At 38.7% G+C, this 23,637-nt stretch carries 17 protein-coding genes; all 17 read right to left on the reverse strand.

Annotated features, from left to right (window positions below):
* Window positions 1–48 precede the first annotated feature (48 nt).
* Window positions 49–129, reverse strand: coding sequence for a K(+)-transporting ATPase subunit F (gene kdpF / locus QM491_RS25560; RefSeq protein WP_095164260.1), 81 nt, complete (start codon window positions 127–129; stop codon window positions 49–51).
* Window positions 130–472: 343 nt separating this feature from the next.
* On the reverse strand, window positions 473–1,807 hold the full coding sequence (locus tag QM491_RS16710; RefSeq protein ID WP_283328729.1) for a sigma-54-dependent transcriptional regulator: 1,335 nt from the start codon (window positions 1,805–1,807) through the stop codon (window positions 473–475).
* A 223-nt stretch (window positions 1,808–2,030) separates the two neighbouring features.
* Window positions 2,031–5,627: an alpha-L-rhamnosidase gene (locus QM491_RS16715; protein ID WP_283328731.1), complete on the reverse strand. Its 3,597-nt coding sequence runs from the start codon at window positions 5,625–5,627 to the stop codon at window positions 2,031–2,033.
* Between the two features lie 214 nt (window positions 5,628–5,841).
* Window positions 5,842–6,609, reverse strand: a complete 768-nt coding sequence (locus tag QM491_RS16720) for an SDR family NAD(P)-dependent oxidoreductase (RefSeq protein WP_283328733.1) — start codon at window positions 6,607–6,609, stop codon at window positions 5,842–5,844.
* 26 nt (window positions 6,610–6,635) lie between these two features.
* Window positions 6,636–7,406 carry an SDR family NAD(P)-dependent oxidoreductase gene (locus tag QM491_RS16725; protein WP_283328735.1) on the reverse strand — a complete coding sequence of 257 codons (771 nt, stop codon included), beginning with the start codon at window positions 7,404–7,406 and terminating at the stop codon, window positions 6,636–6,638.
* A 13-nt stretch (window positions 7,407–7,419) separates the two neighbouring features.
* Complete coding sequence (locus QM491_RS16730; protein ID WP_283328736.1) at window positions 7,420–8,466, reverse strand: SMP-30/gluconolactonase/LRE family protein; 1,047 nt, start codon at window positions 8,464–8,466, stop codon at window positions 7,420–7,422.
* A gap of 326 nt (window positions 8,467–8,792) precedes the next feature.
* Window positions 8,793–12,737: a zinc-dependent metalloprotease gene (locus QM491_RS16735; protein WP_283328737.1), complete on the reverse strand. Its 3,945-nt coding sequence runs from the start codon at window positions 12,735–12,737 to the stop codon at window positions 8,793–8,795.
* 417 nt (window positions 12,738–13,154) lie between these two features.
* Window positions 13,155–14,108 carry a fumarylacetoacetate hydrolase family protein gene (locus QM491_RS16740; RefSeq protein ID WP_283328738.1) on the reverse strand — a complete coding sequence of 318 codons (954 nt, stop codon included), beginning with the start codon at window positions 14,106–14,108 and terminating at the stop codon, window positions 13,155–13,157.
* Between the two features lie 53 nt (window positions 14,109–14,161).
* Entirely contained in the window at window positions 14,162–15,298 is a 1,137-nt protein-coding gene (locus QM491_RS16745) for an FAD-dependent monooxygenase (protein ID WP_283328739.1), read from the reverse strand.
* Between the two features lie 30 nt (window positions 15,299–15,328).
* Window positions 15,329–15,616, reverse strand: coding sequence for an antibiotic biosynthesis monooxygenase family protein (locus QM491_RS16750; RefSeq protein ID WP_283328740.1), 288 nt, complete (start codon window positions 15,614–15,616; stop codon window positions 15,329–15,331).
* A gap of 56 nt (window positions 15,617–15,672) precedes the next feature.
* The gene (locus tag QM491_RS16755) at window positions 15,673–16,431 is read right to left on the reverse strand and encodes a cyclase family protein (protein ID WP_283328741.1); all 759 of its coding nucleotides are present in this window, start codon (window positions 16,429–16,431) and stop codon (window positions 15,673–15,675) included.
* 10 nt (window positions 16,432–16,441) lie between these two features.
* Window positions 16,442–18,241: a glycoside hydrolase family 2 protein gene (locus QM491_RS16760; protein ID WP_283328742.1), complete on the reverse strand. Its 1,800-nt coding sequence runs from the start codon at window positions 18,239–18,241 to the stop codon at window positions 16,442–16,444.
* A gap of 35 nt (window positions 18,242–18,276) precedes the next feature.
* Window positions 18,277–19,044, reverse strand: a complete 768-nt coding sequence (locus QM491_RS16765; RefSeq protein ID WP_283328743.1) for an SDR family NAD(P)-dependent oxidoreductase — start codon at window positions 19,042–19,044, stop codon at window positions 18,277–18,279.
* Window positions 19,025–20,311, reverse strand: a complete 1,287-nt coding sequence (gene hisD, locus QM491_RS16770; protein ID WP_283328744.1) for a histidinol dehydrogenase — start codon at window positions 20,309–20,311, stop codon at window positions 19,025–19,027. Before hisD ends, QM491_RS16765 begins: the two co-directional genes overlap by 20 nt.
* A gap of 117 nt (window positions 20,312–20,428) precedes the next feature.
* Window positions 20,429–21,541: an alpha/beta hydrolase family protein gene (locus QM491_RS16775; RefSeq protein WP_283328745.1), complete on the reverse strand. Its 1,113-nt coding sequence runs from the start codon at window positions 21,539–21,541 to the stop codon at window positions 20,429–20,431.
* Window positions 21,542–21,620: 79 nt separating this feature from the next.
* Window positions 21,621–22,610, reverse strand: coding sequence for a VOC family protein (locus QM491_RS16780; protein ID WP_283328746.1), 990 nt, complete (start codon window positions 22,608–22,610; stop codon window positions 21,621–21,623).
* 222 nt (window positions 22,611–22,832) lie between these two features.
* Window positions 22,833–23,123, reverse strand: coding sequence for a helix-turn-helix domain-containing protein (locus QM491_RS16785; protein WP_310589579.1), 291 nt, complete (start codon window positions 23,121–23,123; stop codon window positions 22,833–22,835).
* Window positions 23,124–23,637: the final 514 nt, after the last annotated feature.

The raw sequence follows: 23,637 nt of genomic DNA on the forward strand, positions 1-23,637 counted from the left end.
TTTTCAAAATTGAGTGTTTTCCTACAATAGCGATAGTTGATAGTTAGGCTAAAATTTTTCAGGTTTTAATAAAACATAAAACAAATAGCCAAAAACAGCGATGGATAAAACAAGCAATAGCGTCATCATGATGAATAGGGTTTTGTATATTAAATTTTTTCAAAAAAATCTATCGTCCAATCGAATAGATAGAAGGCCAAAAGACCTAAAAGCACGAGAATGATGGTAAGTAGCATTTTTTTAGGGTTTTTATTTGTTCTTTGCTACTAGGTGTGCCAAAGTCTATTCCAATTCTGCAATTTTTACTATAAAATAATTGTAATAATCTGATTTACAGTTGTTTGATTTTATGATTTTTATTTTGGAAAAAAAATGATAAATAAAAAACCCTTCCAAAATGAAAGGGTTTTTACCAAAATGGAAATGATTGTGAATGTGCTATTGCCTAGTCCAAGACAAAGTCTTGAACTAGTTATAGCTTGAGTGAGATGCCGTATTCTTCCATTTTACGATACAGTGTTGTAAGACCAATATTGAGCAGTCGAGCGGTTTCTGTCTTGTTGCCTTTGGTATGTTGTAGTACTTTTTCGATATGGAATTTTTCTACCGATTGTAAATCCAGACCACTTGGAGCACCGACTTGAGCGTGGTGAATGAGATTGGGAGGAAGGCAATCTTTTTGCAATACACCATCGTTTTGTAGAATTAAGGCACGTTCGATGATGTTTTTCAGTTCACGAATATTGCCTGGCCAAGTATAGTTTTCAAGTATTTGCTGAAACTCAGACGACATGGTAACTTGTTGAAAACCATACTTTTTACTTAAATCTTTAATAAAATGTTTACTCAACAGTACAATATCCGTTTTGCGTTCACGTAAGGCAGGAAGTACAATCTGAAATACCGAAAGACGATAATACAAGTCCAGACGGAAATGCCCTGTTTGGGATTCTTTTTCTAAATCTCGGTTGGTCGCCGAAATTACTCGAACATCCACTTTAACTTCCTTAGTGTCGCCTACGCGTAAAAAAGTACCAGATTCTAAAACTCTTAAAAGTTTTGCTTGAAGGTCGAGCGACATTTCGCCTATTTCATCCAGAAAAATGGTGCCTTTATGTGCTACTTCAAATAAGCCTTTTTTGTCTTTCAGCGCACCTGTAAATGCCCCAGATTTATGTCCAAATAATTCAGATTCAAGGATTTCTCTCGAAAAAGCTGCGCAGTTGATAGCCACAAAACTTTCGCTGTGTCTGGCAGATGCTTCATGAATGGCTTGGGCAAAAACTTCTTTTCCAGTACCTGTTTCGCCCGTCAACAAAACGGTTGTGCTGGTTTGTGCCACCCGTTTTGCCATATTTACCGCATTTTCAATAATAGAAGTTTTACCTATTACCTTATCAAAACCCGTTAAGGATACTTCAGAAGTTTTTGCTTGATTGGCTTTTTGCATCGCCAAATCAAGCATGGGAATCATTTTTTCGTTATCATCTCCTTTTACCAAATAATCAAAAGCACCGTTTTTCATGGCCTTAACGCCATCTTGAATCGTGCCATAGGCTGTCATTACAATAATTTCGAGATGAGGGTACTGAGATTTTAGTTTTGCTGTAAAGTCAACACCGTTGCCATCGGGGAGTTTTACATCCGACATCACGACTTTTATGGGTTGTCGTTCAAGCACTTGCCATGCAGATTTGAGATCGCCAGCTTCAAAAACGGTGTAATCTTCCAACTCCACAATACGTTTGAGCAGTCCACGTAACTGCTTTTCATCATCAATAATCAATACCACACCTTTTGATTCCATAAATTTTCTTTTGTTGACTTATGCTACAAAGTAAATAGAATTATCCTTAGGGTGTATGAATGAAGAGATGTTGTTTATGTCGGAGCGCTGATTTTTGATTTCGGAATTAGGTTTATTTTTTTACTATTATAAAGCAAAAGTTCTCTCGAAGTTTGTGATTGAGTGGTTGAGTGATTTAAGGAAAATCACTCAATCACAAATCACTCAATAGATAACCACGCTTTTATTTCTTTATTTCAAAATTATAACTACCAGATTCTAATGGGATTATGATAAATCCTTTTTCTGATTTAATACCTTTCCATGTGCTGATAGATTTACCGTTTTCTGTAATTTGAGCGATTGATTTAGCAGGTAAATAGAGTGTTGCACTGGTATTGGCAGGCACAGTGGCATGATAACTCCAAGTATTTCCTGAACTTTTCCAAGCGCTATTAATACGTCCGTACATGGAGTCATAATGCCCTTTGGCTTCTGTAATTTGTCCATTTGGATCAGGCGTTGGCATTAGGGTAAATTCCTTAAAACCAGCCTTTTCTGGATGTCTTTGAATACCAAGCGAATAATTGTACATCCAAGCTGCTACAGCACCAAACGAATAGTGATTGAAGGAGTTCATGCTATTGTTGCCTCCAAAACCATTTTCGACGGTATAAGAATTGAGACGTTCCCAAATCGAAGTAGCGCCGTTAACTACCGAATACAACCAAGATGGATATTGTTTGTTGGTCAAAAGCTTGTACGCTAAATCATGATTCCCGTTGCCTGAAAGTGCTTCACTGATGGACGCCGTGCCGATAAATCCTGTCATGAGCGAATAAGCAGGACGTTCGATACCGCTATCATCTTTGTTGGTTCTTGCAACAGTTTCATTCAGATGTTGAATAGCATAAGGTTTGTTGTTTTCGTCAAAAACATCTAATGCCAATGGGATAGCGTACGAAGCTTGGGTGTCTATTAAGACCCCTTTATCTGTTTTGCCCGTTCCTTCTTTTTCGTTTGGTGCACCCCAAAAGCCTGTTTTTACACCAGATTTTACGGTTCTATGAGAGTTTTTGTCAACATAAATTTCGTTGAAAGCTTTTTTGATTTCTTCGCTACGTTTTTTCAAGGCTATTGCTTCCTCTTTTTTACCTAAAATAGAAGCCATTTGACTCATAATATTCAAATCATACGAGAAGTACGCCATCCAGAAAAAGGTGTTATCATTTTTGTTGCCTTCTGGACTAAGCCAGTCGCCCAAAGGTCCTTCGTTGAGGATACCCGTATTTTTCTCAATTTTTGATTCCAAAAAGTTGATATACTTTTTCATGGCATCAAAATGTTCTCCTAACAACTGAATATCACCGTATTGACGATAAGTTTCCCAGGCGACAACAATACCTGCACTACCCCAAAGCGTACCTCCAAAACCACCACCAAGCGGAGCAACATCGGTAAAACGACCATTTTCGTCTTGTACATCACGCATAGCTAAAAGGTGTCGTCTCAAGAAAGAGTTGGCATCGGTCAAATAAGTTACCGTTTTAGAAAATACCGAAATATCTCCACTCCAGCCCATGCGCTCGTTACGAGCAGGCGTATCTGTTGGAATAGAAAGGAAGTTACTGCGCAAAGACCAAGTAATGTTTTGCCAAAGTTTATTGACCAATGGATCTGAGGTTTCGTAGCTTGATGACAATTCATTTACTGAGCTAATTACCAATCCCTTAATATCGGTAACAGGAATAGCTTGTTGGATTCCTGTGATTTCTAGGTAACGATACCCATGGAACGTAAATCTTGGTTGAATTACCTCGTCGCCCCCTTTCAAAATATACTGGTCGGTGGTGAGCGCTGCACGAATATTTTCCATCATCACCATGCCCTCATTACCTTTGTATGCTGCCAAATTAGGGTATTTGATTTCGGCATATCGCATGTTAATGACTTGTCCTTTTTGGCCATTCTTAATTTGAATCTGTGGAAAGCCTACCATGTTTTGTCCCATATCATAGACAAAAACTTTAGGACGGACTTCCTCAACACTCTGTGCTTGAAGCGTTTTGACAATGGTCGCATTTTCACCAATCTGACCAATTAGTTTGAAATCTTTGTAGTCAAAAGTAGATTTTTGACCAAAAACATCACTAAAAGTTCCCATATAAGAGTTGCCTTCGAGGGGTACTTCTACCGCCTTTTTCCATGATTTGTCATCATAATTGCTCAATGTCCACCCTTGAATAGGGGCTTCTTTGGTAGCATCATAAACCTCTCCTTGGAAAAACGAACCATATCTAATCGGTCCGTTGGTATTGAGTTTCCAAGTATTTGGATTTGAGTCAACGACTTGTTCTGAACCATCGGCATAGGTGATAATAATTTTAGCTAAAAGAGATTGTCTATCGCCAAAGAAATTCCAATGGTTGCCACTGTAAGTGATATTTCCACTCCACCAGCCTTCGCTCAGCCATGTACCTAAAGCATTTTTTCCTGCCGAAATGGAAGATGTGATGTCAAAAGTTTGATAGGTATGATTCTTATTATACTGTGTCAAACCTGGGTTGAAATATTCATTACTCACTCGTTTTCCATTGAGATACGCTTCATAGATACCTCTGGAAGTGATATACAAGCGAGCTTTTTGAATAGCTTTTTGACTTACCTCAAAAGTAGTTCGAAGCATTGGTTCGGCATTACGACTAGCGTTAACCGTTAGCAAAGTGTTTTCTACACGATATTGATTTTTTTGTGCCTGAACGCCTTTTCCGATAAAAACATCAGCCTTGGTATCTTCGAAGATAGCATTAGAAGGATAGCGGTAGTTTTTGACTGTAATCTCAGAAAAATACGCTACTTGATTTTCTCCCACTTTGAATCCCATATCAGCTACCATCGGATAACTCAAATAGTCATTGCCCGCACCAACTGGATTGAGATTGAGTCCTCTAGGACCAAATCTTGAATTGGATTCTAAAGAAGGATCTTTTAGCTTGTGAGCTTCGTCGTTACCATCCAAATAAAACTCAAAGAGACCGAAGATAGATTCCGCAAGAATCTGGTGTTTTTGATATTTATTGGATTGATTAATAAGTGATTGAGGAATATTAATAACTTTTACAGGAATATTTTTTTGGTCTGTCTTTGTATAGCCTACTCGATAAATATTGAGCTTTGCGTTGGTGCTAGGCTCAGAGGTTAGCGAACTAATATCCAATTCTATAGCAATATAGCTTTCATTGTTTTGGTGCTCTACCCCCATATAGTTGAGATAGCGATTGGCGAGACGTTGGTCATTAGCGCCAAAAATAAAGGACGCTTTTGTGCTCTGGCTAGCTTCGTCAAGCTGGATAGCATAAGAAAGCTTGAAAACCGAAAGCGCATGAGGATAAAAAACAAGGTCTTCGTCAGTTCCACCTATCCATTTAGCTTGTCCCCAAGCCTCTTGTTTGGAATTCATAAAGCCCGTTTCGAACCATGAGCTTGCCGTTGAACTTTTACCTTTATTATCCCAAACTGTTACAGACCATGTGTATTTGGTACGAGCCAGCAAAGGTTTTCCTTCGTACTGAATAGCATGAGAAATACTAGAATTAACTTTTCCAGATTGCCAAACGACCTGATTTTTGTCATCAGAGACTTTAATTTGATAAGCCATTTGCGACAAACCTTTCATGGAAGATAAGGCTTTCATTTGCCATGAAAACTGAGGAATGGCCAAATCTGTGCCTATTGGCTGTGTTTGATAATTGACTTGAAGTTTGTGTAAGCTAAAATTTGCCCAGACCGCTGGAATGCTCCACAAGCTTACTAGCAAAAGTAGCAATAGACCTTTTTTCATAGGATAGTATTGATAATGTTCTAAAAAAGATGGAATTAGTTCAAATTTAGGCTTTTCCAACGGACAACTATCATATACTGTCTATGTTGATAAGAATAAAAGTGGATATTTTATTAGTAATATTTTGATATTCAGTAAATTATGTAATTTTCTTTTTGATACAATGAATTAAAAATATTTTGTATAAACTAGATATAATGATAAATACAATTTATTAAGCAAATGCCCCACCATCGACTGCCATACAATGCCCTGTGATAAAACTTGATTCATGACTACATAACCAAAGTGCTACATCAGCTACTTCTTGAGGCTGTCCCATACGTTTCATTCTTTGAAAATTGATAGCCTGTTGTAATGCCTCAGGGTTTTCGGCTAATTTTCGACGACCTTGCATAATCATGGGTGTTTCGATGGCTGTGGGACAAATGGCATTGACACGAATATTTTGGGTAGCATATTCAATCGCCGCAGATTTTACCAACCCATTGACCCCATGTTTGGATGCAGCATAGGGAGAGTTTTCGGGCTGTCCAACCAAACCTGCCGCCGACGATACACATACAATGTTGCCGCCGCCCTGTTTTAGCATTTGTTCTATCTGAAATTTGACACAATACCATGTGCCAATAAGGTTGATTTGTATCTGGTTAATCCAATCTTCCTCAGGATATTCATGAACAGGTTTGGATACTGTTCCAGCAATTCCAGCGCAGTTGACAGCCACATCGATTCTCCCAAAATGTTGAATAGCGCACTCTATTACATGTATTACATCTTCTCTTTTTCCAATATTACAAACTACAAAAATGGCATCATTGCCCAAGGCTTTGACTTTTTCCAATACATGGTTACCAAACTCAGGGTTAATATCTGCTAAAATTACTTTTGCGCCTTCTTGGGCAAATGCCAGTGCTGTTGCTCGACCAATCCCAGAGGCTGCACCTGTGACCAAAGCAATTTTGTTTTCGAATCTTCTCATTTTCTGTTATCGTTTTAAAACATCCTTTAATTTCCATCGCTAATGGTGGTACCGCCATCGACGATGATATTTTGACCCGTAATAAATCCGCCTGCTTTGGAAGCCAGCATGACGGCAACGCCTGCAATTTCGTCAGGTAAACCTACACGGCGCAAAGGGGTTTGTGTTAATCTTTTTTCAAGAAACTCTTTGTTTGAAAGAAGTTCTTTGGCAAATGGAGTATCGATCATCCCAGGCGAAATAGCATTGGCTCGGATATTCAAAGGACCATGCTCAACCGCTACGTTTCGGGCCAATTGTACCAATCCTGCCTTGGTTATGCCGTATAAACCTAATGATTTGTTGCCTCGTACGCTGGCAATGCTCGATAGATAAATAATTGAACCACCTCCGTTTTCTCGCATTGAAGGAATCACGAGCTGAGTTAATTCAAGTGCTTGTAATAGATTGACTTGCATTAGTTGCAAAAAATCTTGAGTAGAGATATTTTCCAATGACCCAGCCAATCCAATGCCGACGCAACTGACAAGAATATCTATTTTTCCAGTAATTTGTAGGGTATCATCCACCAAAGTTTTTACTTGGGCAGAATCGCTAACATCACAGACTTTTGCCCATGTAGCAATACCTTTTAGAGAGAACTCTTCTTTCACTTGCTCACAAGCAAGCTCATCATTGCTGGCAATGATAAGTGTAGCTCCATGATAACCCAATGCCTCGGCAATAGCTTTCCCCATGCCACTTGTGGCGCCAGTAAGTAGTGCTACTTTTCCTGTTAAGTCAAAAAGATTTTTCATAATAGACAATATCCTATTTCCAATGAATCATTTTCTGACCACTTACAGGACTTTCGAAAAAAGGAATTCGAGTGCCTCGTAAACTACCTAAGTAAACAGTTTTGAGGTCTTTTCCTCCAAAACTCAAACTTGCCATCCATGGGCAAAGTGTTCCTTGTGTTGCCATCAATATTTCGGGCGTAACTGCTTGATTTTGGTAGGCTTCAAATAGAGCCGCTTTAATTTGAGGATTGCTATCATCTAATAAGGTTATTACGTTTCCATCTGGAGTAATAGCAATTAGTTCATCTGTAAAAATGAGCGTTATCCAAAGATTTCCATAAGCATCAAAAGCAAAACCATCAGGAAAGCCACCTAGTTGAGAGGGGCCATAAACTTCTCGATTATACAAATCTCCGTTGGGTTTTACCCGCATACGACTGATACGCCAAGCGGTACTTTCGACTACGTAAAGCCATCCTTCTTGATCATCAAAACGAATTTCATTAGTGCCACAAAATCCATCAGCAACGATTCTGACGCCATTTTCGTCCATCAAAGCAATATAGCCATCATTGGCACGGGTATTAATTTGGTCGCTCCAAGGTTCGGTTCGAGTGGTAACTGTAAACCAAATTCGTCCCTTCGAATCACGAAGAGGAAAATTAGCTTTTCCTAGTGGCTGCCCATCTATCTCCGTCACAAGTGTAGATAATGAGCCTGTTCGACTTAATTTTTCTATATGATTTGTACCCCAATTGGCGATGATAAAATCTCCGTTTTTATCAAAACAAACTCCGTTTGGTAGAGAACCCTGCGCCTGAATGTAGCGTTTGTCGTTTCGTTCATCACCGCTCGAGTCTGAGCTGATATTCTCAATAGTAAAAGGATTTATGAGTTTTTGCGTACCATCATGACGCATTTTTACTAATCCACCGCGTGCATCTGCTGCCCAAACGGTTCCGTCGGGTTCGGTCAAAATACATTCTGGACGCTGTAGATTTTGACCTAGAAAACCAATAGATTCTCGATTTACTTGCCAACCTTTGAGTGGATTTGGCAAATGATGTTTGATGAGCATACGTGGCTGATTTTATCAATAAAAACTCATTTCTAGAACATTCTCAGGTATATTCATTTTGCTGAATACTTACGCCTGGCGCACGCTCCATAAGTACAAATTTATCTTTGTGAAGAGACAAAAATATTTAGATATTATTGTGAAAAATTAGCACTATACTGGTATTAGTATGCAAAATCAGATATTTCTCTGTTTATAGAATAGAAAATTCGCTCAGTTTTTAACAGTTAATATATTGAGGAGCTTTTGAAGAAGAGCTATTAAAAGAAAAAGGGTTTTATAAGACCAATCTTATAAAACCCTTTGACTGACAATATTATGTTTAATTACTGGACTAACAACTTAATAGTATTGGTATTGTTGAGCTGTATGAAGTAAACGCCAGCACTAAAATGTTGAATGGGAATTTCTATACTACCTTTGAATGACCCAGAATATTTCTCATTTCCAAAGGCATCTATTAGTCTTATTTGGGTATTTCCTTGGTAATCAACCTTTACAGTAACTTTATCGCTCGAAGGATTGGGATATACATTCACTTGTGTATTGATACCCTCATCTATACCCAAAGGGAGCAATACTTCTATTGTTACTTTGGCAGTATTAGAGCAACCGTTTTTGTCAATACCGTTTACGATATATGTTCCTGAATACTTGGTGGCTACGGAGGAAATACTTGGATTCTGAACTGACGAAGTAAATCCAGCGGGACCAGTCCAAGTGTAATTATTGGCACCAGATGCCTTTAATTCAAGGGTTTGAGTTTGATAAACTTGATTTGGAGCTGTTATTGTTATGTTGGGAAGGTCGTTGACTAGCACCTTAGCCGAATCCAGATTGGCACAACCATTTACATCTGTTCCTTTTACTTTAATCAAAAGTTGATTCATGGCAGAAGTTGCGTTTGGAACTTCTAACGTACCATTTGCATTGGCATACACTTTTTGGTTAAAAGTATAGTCGTAAGATTGGGCTCCTGTTGCTTTAAAAGCAAGAGTTTCACCAACACAGGCGGTATCAGTCACTAGTTTAATCACTGGTAAAGCATAAATTGTCCCCTTAAGCGTGTCCTTGTAAGCCATTTTAGTAGTACCAGCATCTATTCGTAACGTGAAAGTACCTGTTGAAATGTTATTAGTTTCAGATTGCCAGACGGTCTGACTACTGTTAGTTTGTTGTGTTGCCTTTAGCGTGTAGTCCTTACCATTGGCTTGTATCATTTGGGAAAAACTAGTGTTTGCATCAATATCGCCCAAAATGCGACCATACACTTTGATTGGCTGACTGTAACAAACTTTTGATAAACTATCTAATCGCAATACAGGTATAACAGTTACATTGGTGTTAGTTGGAGTACCGGCGCATCCTTCGAAATAACATTTTGCCGTGAAGGTAGTAGTAGATACTGGATTGATAGTGAGTAGATTACTGGAAGTTATACTTGCTCCAGTATCTTTTTTGTTATTCCAGCTCCATTGAGTTTGAGTACATCCTTCAGCTTTTAAGGATACCTGCTGACCATATTCTATTTCGTTGTTTGAAGTGCTAAAAGAGGGAGTGCTCAACGTATTTGTACAGGTGTTATAGCGTACCACATAGCCGTCATAGGCAAACCAGAATAACCCATTGTTATCGATCAGCATTTTTCTTAAACCACTTTCTTGGATTTCTACATTTGCCAATATTTTCCAATCTCCTCCTGTATATTGCAAAATTCGGTTAGAATCCCAAGCGAAAATATCTCCAGCACTGTTTTCTGCAAAAAGTCGAGGAAGAATGATATCTCCTGTTTTAGCTTTATTCAAGCGCCAAGTATTTCCATCATACATCAATACGCCATTAGTATTAGAAGCCCATACGCGGTTTTTACTATCCAAAAATGTAGTGATATAAGGAGCAGCAAGTTCGGGCATTGTTGCTTCTGTAAATTCTACCGAACTTCCGTCGTTAGTATTAAATCGTTTCAGTGATGCTTTATTGGTCTGTGAAAATATATAGGCTTGCCAAACATAATCTTTGTTCCAAACTACATTACCTAATCTAACTTGCTCGATTGATGTAGGTACTATGTTGAATGCTAGATTCAGATTACTCCCTGAGATTTTATAAAATACCAAACCATTTACATTACTTAAAGTGCCAACAAGGTAATTATTGGAAATATCTAAGTACATCGGATAAAAATTAGATGAGGTATTGAGTATGGTTGAACTTACCAAATTGCCTGTGGTATTATCCAAAATATTCAAAGCATAGACATTGGCTGGAAAAGAGCCTTGATAGGATATTCGCTTACTAACCTGAGTAATGACTCCTGATTGATTTTGATTGTTAGAACTGTAGAGGGTTGTGGCACGAGCACCAATACTCCCACCACTTGTACTATTGTTTAGCGCTAATTTTTGTCCAGTAAGCGTATTAACCAGTACTAATCCTCCATAAGACAAGTAAGCCAAATGGTTTGTTGCCATATACGCATTGGCATTAGATGTTTGCATAGCTAGCTCATTATCAAATCCTTGATATTTTACTAGATTTGTATCTGTACTACTTGTTTTATTAACAAAGGAGACACTTCTCGAATTGAGGACACCCTTGGGGTAAAAACTAAGAGGATTCTCTCTGTCTCTCGACAATTCGTAGGTTACAGTATAGGTTTGATTGTTTTCTAAGGCTGGAATTTTATAAACATATCCATAGTTAGCAATACGAGTAGGGTTATATTTTTTCTGAAAAACTATAGTATTGGGTGCAGTAGTTTTGACGATAGAGAGGCTCGCTGCTGATTCTCCAGCAGTAAATGTCTCGTCTGCTGTAATAGTACGGGCAATTGAAGGACTAGACACCTGCGTAGTAACAGGGTTTTGGTAGGAACTTTGTGCAAATATCACTTTTCTATCTGACCATGCGCTTTTGGTTGTTTCGTTAATGGCTCGTATCCTCCAGCCCATTCTGTAGTAAAATGAGCCTATATAGAAGCTATTTTCACTACCAGTAAAAGTAAGACTATAGCATGGGTTTGAAAATGTATTGTCATGGACATAGGCAAACTGTACCTCATAAGATTTAGCACCAACACTTGGTGTAATTTTTATAGTATTTAATTTTCCTGCATCAAAAGTCGTCCAATAAAAAGGCATCGCATTTGTACTTGGTGGCAGCAGACTGTTTTCGGATATAATTAAAGTACAAACATTACTCCATCCAGATTTCCCTAGTTGATTAGTAGCCATTACCCTTAAATAGTATTTCGCCGGTGCTTCCAAATTAGCTAACTGAATATAAGAGCTACTTGTAGTATCTTGTCTAATAACTTGCTTGAAATCAGTATCTAAAGCCACTTGAACTACATATTGGTCAGCCATAATAGAGGCATCCCACACAAAAAATGGATTGGTATTGATGGTAAAAAAACTTGGTAACAACACATTCGATACTGTATTAGTGATTTCTTGCATATTGGAAGATGCGTGTTGTTCCATAACTGCTTGGCATAATGGATGAAACTCATCTTTGGCTTGGCAATAACTCATGATTGAGCCCTTAATAATTTCTAAAGATTTCTCATAACAAGCACCTTCAGAAGCATAACAATAGTCAATCGGTCCACCTGGCCACGAACAGCTTTGTGTATGAGGCGAACCAAAGTTATGTCCTAGCTCATGCGCAATAACATTTAAGTTGCCAAGCCCCCATGGGCAAACAGACTCCCGTCCTCCGAGATAAGCTACTCCACCTGCACCAGAAAAGGATTTTGCAGTTAGGTATATTACTTTATCATATTGCTTTCGGAGTTTGTAAAGCTTTCCATTGATATTGGAAGGGTTCCAATGATAATAAAGCCTATCCAACATTGCATAAATATCATAGGTGTCAAAATATGGGTCAGATTGAGCTGTGGTCCAAAAGTTAAAACACGTTACGACCAACTTAATATTCATGTCTCTTTCATACACTTTTGATACCTGACTAATTTGTAGGATTGCCTCTTTCTTAATCAAATTGGTATCGCCATTATATAATTGATAGGTTGGATAATCCACTTCGATGGCAATTCGGGCAACTCTCCCAGGACTGACCGCTGTACGACTGGCTTTCTTTTGAGCAATATACTTTTGGGCATTTTGGATAAAGGCTAGATTTTCGGCAGATATTTTTGATTCATCTGTGCCACAGGCAACACTAGGCTTGTTAGGTTCGGTTAACAGCTGACCTAAGCAAAACTGGAGGGTCATCATAAAACCCATTAGGAGTAGTAACGTTTTTTTCATAGGGTAATTTGAATTTGTTTAGACTAAGTGAAAGTAGAAATTTGAAGTATTTTTTGAGTAAAATATAAAAATATTTTTTATTTAGTGAAATCAAAAATCTACTACTATAATTTAAACAATACCTATGATGTTTTGCTCAAACAACGGTTCAAAATTACAACAAGCCTAAGCCTACTATTTTACAAGATGACTAATATCGTAAAATAGGGGGTAAAGCAAAAAGGCACTAGGAATCAGTATTTTATGCCATCGTTGGAATTATCTCCAACGGGTCGTGCGAAAGTAATATGCCGATAATTATAAGTTTATATACTAAGTTTTTTGGAGAAAACTCCAAAAAAGTGGCAAAGGCACATAGGCGCAAAGAGTTATTAAATCACCCTTTTGCACCTATGTGCCTTTGCCACTTTGTCACTCCTAAATAACGCTATTCCTCAAAATACCAATTCCTTCAATTTCTAATTCTACTACATCTCCTGGTTCGAGGGGACGGTGAACGCTGAAGGTGTTTTCAATCAAACTTCCCCAACCTAAAGTTCCTGAACCTATAATATCCCCTGGCATCAAGGTTACATTATTTTCGGAGGCACGTTCTATCATTTGCTCAAAATTATAATATACGGTTTTGTAATTACCATCACATACGGTTTGACCATTGATACGAGAAGTCATTCTGACATTGAGTCTATCTCCAGCTACTTTTGGTACACTAATCGGATCGGTAAAAACCGTTTCATCGAATGGAATACGATATTGTTCCATTTCATCAGCTGTTACGATGCAAGGACCAATGGCATTGGCAAAATCCTTTCCTTTGTGTGGCCCGAGAGGAATCTCCATTTCCACTTTCTGAATTGCACGGGCAGTCCAATCATTAAAAATTGTATAGCCAAAAATATAGGGACGAGCTTCAGATGCTTTTAGGTCTTTTCCTTTTTTACCAATAATACAAGCCATTTCTAGCTCAATATCCAATTTGGTTTCTTTGGCAGGGCGTCGAATTTCGTCCTCAGGACCATAGATAGCTTGGTGATTGGTAAAATAAAAAATAGGCATATCATACCAAGCAGGCCCGATTTTGTGTCCAAATGAACGAGAAGCATTTTGCATGTGCATCTCAAAACCAATATAATCTCTAAAACTACGAGGGTTGGGCAAAGGCGCCAATAGCTTTACTTCGCTTAAGGAATAATGAGGCTCAACCTCTCCAAGCGCTTTGATAATTTCGAAATACTGTTCGTGATGGTCGATAAAAGTAAGCATATCGGTAGGTAAAGCAGGACTTGCCAGTTGCATATCAACTATGGCGTCTGCTACTAACCATCCTATACGACTTTCTTTTTCTTTATTGAGAAATGTAACAAGTTTCATATACAAAGTATTTTTTTTGAATGTGTGAAAGGATTCGACTTTCCTATTCGATATTATATTTCAGCCGTAAGCGCCATGGTAGTTTTGCCCATAAGCATACCCATGTTGGCACCTTCGGGCAAACTTTGTCCTGAGTATTCCAACACCTCCCATTGACCCAGCGTTTCAGATGCTTCAACAACCATCTGACAACGTTGTAAACGACGGTTCATAAAATTGGCAAAAGCATCGTTGACCGAGCTTGATTTTTGTAACTCTTCAGTTAACACTACGGCATCTTCTATGGCAAGCGCTGCGCCAGATCCCAGTTGTGGAATGGTAGCATGAGCGGCATCACCAATGACTATCACCCGATTTTTATACCAAGGCTCAGTCATTTTTAACGTTTCGAGTGTGCGATAGTTGACCAATTTAGCATCTGTCACTTGTTCTACTAGCTCCTGAACCATGGGTACAGGAAAGGCTCTCATATAAGATTTTAGTTTTTCAACTAATTGATCTTCAGGAATCAAGGGATTGTCTCCTTCTGCTGAATTGAGGAAGATATAACAACTTTCGGCAGTCATTGGGATAATTCCTATTTTACTTTGTTTCCCAAAATAGATATACCCTGTGTCCAAATCTTTGGGACGAGGAAAGGCATAACGCCAAACTGACAAGCCTACATAATTAGGTTTGTATTCGCCAAAGACCATTTTACGAACTTTAGAATTGATACCATCGGCAGCAATCAAAATATCATACGAGCCCGAAGTACCATCTGTAAAGGTTACATCGACCCCATTTTCATGATTATTAATTGTTTCGATGGTTAAGCCCATGCGGTATTTTACCCCAGTTTTCTGCGCTTCATCGAACAAAATATCATGTAAAATCTTTCTCGAAATGCCATTATGACTAGGAAAATGCCCAATCGGAGGTGTTCCAGCCTCACCAATCTGTTGACCTGTAGGAATACAAAGTTTGACTTTTCCATAAGGAGAACCACGACGAATTGCCTCATTAGCCACACCAATTGCATCAAGAGCACGAAGGGCATTGGCTTGTTGAATAATACCAACACCATAAACATTGAATTCTTGATGTAGTTCAACAATTTCGGGTTCGTACCCTGCTTTTTTTAAGGCAATAGCAACGGATTGTCCGCCGATTCCACCACCTACAACTAAAATATTTTTTACCTGTGTCATTTGAGTCTTAATTTTCTAGTTATCAGAAGTTTAGATAATGTGGTAATGTTGGACAAAAGGCGGTGTTTCGAAAAATGGACCAATCAAGGCTCTCCATTGCGTAAATAGTGCTGACTCTCGAAAGCCAACCGTATGGTCTTCAAGCGTTTGCCAATGAATTAGCAGAATATAACGGTTGTTTTGCTCCACACATTTTTGTATAGTAATATTGATAAACCCAGTTGCCTGAGCAATTACCAATTTGGCCTGCTCTAAGGCAGCTTCAAAGGCAATATTTTCGCCTTCTTTTATATCAATAGTTGCTAGTTCGAGAGTCATGATTACATATTTTGTGAGTTTTCGACTAAGTGAATGATTTATTACTCTGCCTCGAATTATTCATTAATAATTGCTACTGCGCGTGTCCAACCAGCACTAGCTTTTTCGATTTTGGCAGGAAAACAGACTACTTTAAAACCAAAAGGAGGCAATTGGTCAAGATTGGCGAGTTTTTCGATTTGACAATATTCTTTTTCAATGCCAACATAATGTGCTTGCCAAATAATACCTGGACGTGGATTTTCTCTAAAATCTGCCGCCTGAATATGTAAAGGAATATCCCAGCCCCAACCGTCGGTACCCATTACTTTGATACCTTGGTCTATCAGCCAGTGAGTTGCTTTGGCTGATGCTCCCACGTGAATTCTGACAAAATCGTCATCATGAATACGCTTGTCGGCATCGCAACGAATCAGTACAATGTCAAAGGGCTTCAGGGTATATCCAATGGCATCGAGTTTTTCTTGTAAGTCCTCTGGTTCAAACATATAGCCGTCAGGCTTATCTGTAAAATCCAATACGACTCCATCATTAAAAAACCACTCCAAGGGCATCTCGTCGATGGTGCGAGAAGGTTTACCTTCACAAGTTGGAAAATAATGATAAGGAGCATCTACGTGTGTACCACAGTGACTTGTGACAGTCAAAAACTCACCTGCAGGACCATTGCCTTCAATAAAAACGTCGGTTAAACCTTCAAAAAGTTTACCGCCCATTTTTTTAGCACCTTCTTTATGGTCTTCGTACACAATTTTGGTAGGAAGTGGTTCTTTTATTTTTTCAGAAATGGTTACTGAGAGATCAATGATTTTCATTTTTGTATCTTTATTTAGTTTCGTACCAAGTTTTTAGCGTATTAAATGCCATCTTCTTAATTCCTGTGTTGGAGACAATACCTTTTCTATTAAAAAAGTCTTGCTTGATTGGTAGAAGTCTTAATGGCGAACGGAAATCCATCAAAACCCAAACCGACGTACCTCTTAGGAAATCGATGTTGTTTAACATTTTGACTTGATTTTCAAATATTCTATTTTGATATTCTTCCGTCCAAATCTCATCAGACTTACCATGTAATCCAGCAACAGCTTCGGCTCCAAACTCGCTTATTATTAGGGGTTTATTGTATTTAGAGGTCCATTTGATGTTAGGTGCTAGTTCTGCTGGTAAAGTGTACCAACCAATGTACTCATTGCAACCCATGACATCTACAAACTCGCCCAGAGGGTCATCTAAACTAAATTCACTTTTACTTTCTTTGGGGAGTAATGCCGCTGTTGTAAGGCGCGTAGGGTCAACAGCCTTTGTTTTTTCGAGGAGTTTTTTCAAAAACATTAATCTCGGTTCTGATTCATTTGTTTCGTTAGCCACCGACCAAAGTATGATAGATGCTCGATTTTTGTCACGACTAATATTTTCTAATAATTGATTCTCTGCATTGGCATAAACTTCTGGCTTTTCAAATTTTACATTCCAATAAATCGGGATTTCAGACCATACTAGCAATCCCATCTCATCTGCCACTCGAGTCATGATTTCGTTATGTGGATAGTGTGCTAGCCTAATATAATTACTTCCTAGCTCTTTTGCCCAAGTCAGCAATGTGCGGGCATCGCCTTCCGAATAACATCTGCCTGTTCTGAATGGGGCTTCTTCATGAATGGCAGCTCCTTTCAGAAAGATAGGTTTACCATTTAGCAAAATTTCTGTTCCACGGGTTTCAATAGTTCGAAAACCAATTTTATCCTTTATCGTCTCATCTACAGATGACAGTAGTACATCATACAACTTTGGGCTTTGAGGTGTCCAATGTTGTATTTTTTTACTGCTAAAATTAATGGTAGCATATCCAGCGGTATCTGTTTGCAGGTTTTGCTTTAGACCAAGTTCAGGAATCTCCACAGTGATGGCTTGAGCTTTTTGCGAACCTGACATCTTAACCCAACCTTTTATCTCGGAAAGTTTTCCCTTTTCGAGTTGAATAAAATAGTCAGAAATATATGTTTCGGGCTCTTCAATGAGATACACAGATCTCGTAACACCACCATAATTCCACCAATCTGCTATTTTGGTAGGAATGTTATCTTCGCCACGTGTATTATTAGCATTGAGAAGAAGTTTGTTTTCGCCATTTTTCAACTCTTTTGTAACTTCAAACTGAAATGGAGTAAAACCACCTTTGTGTTGTCCTATTTTAATGCCGTTTAGATAAACCGTTGCTTCATAGTTTACTGCTCCAAAATAGATAAAGTACCTTTTGTTGGCTTGAGGTACTACCGAGAACTTCTTTCTGTACCACAAATTACCCTCATAGAGAAACAGTTTTTCTTTTTGGGTATTCCAGTCGCCAGGAACATTTATTTTGTCGGCCATGTCCATATCTTGCTCCACCAACTCGGTATTTCTAGGGTTATCGCCATTGTAGACAAACTTGGTAGGTTTTCTATCTTGAATAAGACCAAAACGAGCCAGTGAGCCAACCCCAATCACATCAACTTGGGAGTCCCAAACGCCATCAAGTGAGAGGGTTTTTCGAGCTGACACATTTTGAATGAGATTTACTTGTCCTATTATTTCCTTTTTACTTAAAAGGAACAATATCACTAGAAACAAACATGCTTTTTTCATTTTTTCATAGTTAAACTAAAAGATTGTACTTGCATCTATTTCAACAACCTTCCGCCATCTACTGTAATGATACCTCCCGTCGAAAAGGTTAAGGTATCTGCCAGAGCATGCACGGCATTGGCTACATCTGTTCCCGTCGCAAATCGTCCTAGTGGCGTATTAGCCTTTTGATTTTCTAAAAAAGACGCCTCAAAGTTTTTGGTATATTCACCTTCCACAAAACCTGGAGAAACTGAAAACATACGTATTTGAGGTGCTAAAACTCTAGCCAAAGAGCGAGTCATGGAGTCCAAAGCGGCTTTTGAAGCACAATAGGCGACGTTGCTACCTATACCAAAAATGCCAGCAATCGAAGAGATATTAACTACAACAGATGCTTTCTGTTGCTCTTCGGCAGTTTGTGTTAATAGATTTTTCATACTTCTGACCATGGCAAAACTGCCTCTAAAATTGGTCTGCATGATTTTATCTATCCATTCGTCCGACAATCCTTCCAAGTCATCATGTGCCACTGGCGTGGTAATTCCTGCATTATTTACCAAAACATTCAAGTTGCCATAGCGCTCCGTAACAAAACTTTTGAGTTTTACCAAAGCCTCAGAGTCTGTGGTGGATGCTTGAAAAATACTATGATTACCTTCGCCTAGCTTTTCTAATAATTGTTCCGCTTTTGCCTGATTGGACTGATAGGTCGCAATGACAGCATATCCATGCTGAGCAAACTTCTGACAGATGGCCGAACCTATTTCGCCCGAACCTCCCGTTACGAGCACGGTCGGTTGTTTAGACTTCACTTTTGCCATATTTTCGTACTCTCAAGTCAGCTTGTTCTTTATGTCCCCAAAAGTTTTCAATAGCGCAAAGCCTCGAACAATACTCGCCTATCAACGCACTAGCTTCAGGGGTTCTGATTTCTTGATATGTACACGTTTTCAGGAATTTTCCTACCCAGAGTCCACCTGTATAACGAGCGGCCTCTTTGGTTGGCAAAGTATGATTTGTTCCGATTACCTTGTCGCCATAGGCTACATTGGTTTTATCTCCTAGAAAAAGCCCTCCATAGTTAGTCATTTTGTCAAGGAAATAGCGAGGGTTGTCGGTCATTACTTGCACGTGCTCGCTGGCAATACGATCAGCCTCAGCCACCAATTCATCAACTGTATCGCAGAGAATTACCTGCCCGTAATCACGCCACGATACGCTAGCAATATCGGCGGTTGGCAATACACTCAATTGTCTTTGTATTTCGGTTTCAATACCTTCTGCAATTGCTTTACTAGACGTTAATAAAATAGCTGGAGAAGTTGGTCCATGCTCTGCCTGACCTAATAAATCAGTCGCGCAAGTTTCTACGTCAGATGTATCATCAGCTATTACTAAAGTTTCGGTTGGTCCTGCAAAAAGATCGATACCTACTTTGCCAAACAATTGACGTTTTGCTTCGGCTACATACGCATTGCCAGGTCCCACGAGCATATCTACGCTCTGGACTGTTTCGGTTCCTAATGCCATCATGGCAATAGCTTGAACCCCGCCCAATAAATAAATTTCATCAGCACCCGCCATGTGCATTGCGGCAACAGTAGCGGCAGGGATTTCACCTTTAATGGGTGGTGTACAAGCAATTACACGATTGACTCCTGCTACTTTAGCGGTCAATACGCTCATGTGTGCCGACGCCACCATTGGGTATCTTCCTCCGGGAACATAGCATCCTACCGAATTCATAGGAATATTTTTATGTCCTAGAAAAACACCTGGAAGGGTTTCTACTTCTATATCTTTCAGTGCCGCCTTTTGATGTTCGGCAAAGTTTCTTATCTGTTTTTGAGCAAACTGAATATCTTCGATGACTTGCGCAGGAAGAGAAGCCACAATCGACTCGATTTGTTGAGTCGACAACCTAAAACTCTCTGGCGACCAATTGTCAAGTTTTTGAGAATATTCTCTTACGGCATTATCGCCATTGGTGGCTACATTCTCAAGCATTTCTTCGACCAATGCTCTTACTTTAGCATCAGCTTCTTTACTCTCAGCGTAGGTAATACCTTTTTTGATTTGGGTTACCATGTGTATATTTTTTTTCGGAAATTTGGAGATAGGGAATATTGAGGCACTAGTCAAGAAGGCAATAGGCATTAGTAAAATTTAAACTATCCCTTCTTGCCTAATGCCTTTTTGACTCTTTTAAGCAAACAACTTCTTTGCTACCCAGTCGTACATATTGAAGGTTTTGGTAAAGTCGTCGATTTGGCAATGAGCTGAACCGCTGCTTTCTTTGGGAACTACCTCTAATACGTGCTCACAGGTAAGTGCTTCGTTGAGCTTATAGGCATTTTCTACAAAATTTTGACGGTCGTCTTCACCATGAAGAATATACGTTGGCATAGATATTTGTTGAGCTACATCATCCAAAGCAAACAACTTCAAGCGTTCACGAGCATCAGCCATCGTTTCGGCGCCTACGATATGCTTCACAATTTCGGCCAAAGGGTGATTGTCAGGGCGGTTTTTCCAGATGTCATAATACGACCATACTGCTCCAAATACCATACAAACTTTGAAACGAGGTTCGAAAGCCGCACAACGAGCGGCCATATAACCACCCATCGACACTGCACCGATACCGATGCGGCTGACATCGATATGTTCGGACAGATTCACAATGGCCCAATCCAACACCGCAGTACCAGCTACATTAAAATCATAGCGAGTATGAATATGGTTGAGGCGCAAAGATGCTCCTTGCCCAGGTCCATCCATGGCTAGTAGAGCAATGCCTCTTTCGTTGAGATGTTGAGAAATTCCAAAGTAAAGTTCCTCTGCCAAACTGTCTAATCCACCGAACATAATCATCAAAGGAGGATTTTTGACACCCGCAGGTGCAAACAAATATCCCGGGAGAAACGACCCTTCAAAAGGAATTTCAACCTGTAATGGTTTATGTTCAAAACGCTGTACGGCTTTAATGAAAGCTTCTCGACATTTTAAGTAAGAAGGAAGTTTTCGCTCGTCGTTGGGAACTAAGAAAAATTCAGAAGTACGCAGATAGTTGAAAGCACGTAAATAAGTACGACGAGCCGAAATATCATTGCCATTTTGAGCAAATTCTTCTGCTAAATCAAATACGTTATTACCCATTTTGGACCATGCTTGGTGAAAACTTTCGTTATCGCCTGGGGTTATCTGACTGGCTACTTCTAATACCTCTGCAAATTCGCCCCCACCGTAATGGGCTTGCGTTAAAGCTCTATTGACTTGATAAGAAGGCATATATTGCCCCTGAAAATAATGCCACATCGTGATTTGAAATTTTAGTTTTGTATTAAAAAAGGGTAGAAAAATTGAAGAATTGAAAACACTTTTCTATACTATTACCTTAAATATCAGCAGGTTGTACAACACCGTCGGTTAGTCCTAGTTTTTTGCCTTTGCCCATTTCAGCAAATGGATTGGCAGAACCCCATGCGTCATTGGGATTGTCTTTAAGATAGTGTACATCCAAGTGGTCTGGAGCAAATACCAAACGAGCACAAGCATAATATTCAAATAAAATACCGCTGCCCGGGTCGATGATATAGATAAAGAATCCTTCATCTGCTTTGTGGCGTGTGGGTGCACCCATGACAGATTTGAAACCTTTTTCGATAAAATAGTCTAATGCCAAAAGTACCTCTTCACGACTATCTACATTCCAACAAATATGATTTAAAACGGCTTCATTTTCGCCAATATTCGGGTCAGTAAAAATGGCAATATCATGCGATAAATTAGCAGTTGTCCAGAGCCCGCCAATTGGTGGAATATCGTCAGCAATGCGGATTTCATCTGGATTTCTTAGTCCTAATGCAGACCAAAATACTTTTTCTTCAATATATTTTCCTTTCGAAACCATATAAGTTACATGGTCGATACGACGAGGATTAGCCCCTTTTAGGCGATTGCTGGCATAGCGATCGGCATAAATACTACCTCTTTCGCCACTTTCTCGCAACCATACTACATCCCAAAAAATCTCATGGATATGTCCTTCTGGAGACTTAAAACGGTAAGCACGTCCATGTCCCAAATCGCCCTCTGTCCATCCCAAACCAGCACCAATACTTTCAAGAAAGACCGCTGCTTCTTCCAATGCCTCAGGACTGTCGGCACGCCAGCCAATATGTCCTAAACCTGATTTTTCACTTTGTGTAAGCTTAAGTGTATGATGATAATAATCGCCCCAAGCACGTAGATACACCGAAGAGCCTTCGTTGCCAGTTTCGTCCATTCCAACAACATCTCTGAAAAACTCAACGGATTTTGCGAGGTCTGTAGTCAACACCTCAACATGTGCTAGGTGTGAAAAGTAGTGAGGATTCTTTGCCATATTTTAAATTGTTATAAATCAAGATTATTTATTACAAATTTAATAGCACTATATCCTGTTATTTTTAGCAATTAACGGCTAAAAATATGCAATATCAGATATTTTAGGTTTTTAGTTAAACCTAATATGGTTAATAACAAAAAAAGCAGAGGTTATCCCCCTGCATGAATTATCTTTTTTCTTTAAAAATTAAACTTATATTTTATTAGATAAATACTAAAATTATACGGTTTGTCGATATTCACTTGGTCTAATACCCTTTTGTTTCTTGAAAAAGCAAACAAAATCACTAACTTCATTTTTGCCAACCTTGTAAGCAATTTCAGTGACATTGAGGTTTGTTTGCTTTAATACTACCTTAGCCTCGAGTAGTAACATTTCATTTAGTAAATCATGTGCTGATTTTCCGAGTGTTTTCTTCACACTTTTGTTTAGGTAGTTGGGTGAAATAGATAATAATTCGGCATAATCCGTAATTTTCTGTTTTTGATAAAGCTTTTTTGTCAGGTTGATAGCTTTTCGAAAATGGTGTCATTTAAACCCAAGTATCTTTTTCCATTAAAATAATAAAGTTTAAATAGCTTCTTTATAGGTTTATATTCTACTAAAAAGTTAATACTATCTCAGCGACAAACAAAAGTTGAGTAATCACAGTAAGTAATAGCTATCAAGACCAATCCACAAGAATTTCATAGTAAAATACACTCATTTTTCTGGAAAATAATCCTTCTGAATTGACAAAAAACAGCCTTAGCAAATGGCTAATTGTAATAATAGCACTATTCAAATTTATGACAAAAGATGGGGATACTTATGGATAAAGTGCATGCAGGCGCCAATATCATTTCAGACGCTATCGTTGCCCGTCTACTTAGTTTTAGGCAACTTAATATTTCAAAGTTAGATATAAAAAATTACCAATAATGAAAAATATTTTACCTATAGCTTAATGGACAATATTACAATGAAAAAATAATAACTATTTAATAATCAAATCATTAGTTATTTAATATAAACCTTTACAGAA

This window comes from Flectobacillus longus (genome assembly GCF_030056705.1).
GTDB classification, from domain to species: Bacteria; Bacteroidota; Bacteroidia; order Cytophagales; family Spirosomataceae; genus Flectobacillus; species Flectobacillus longus.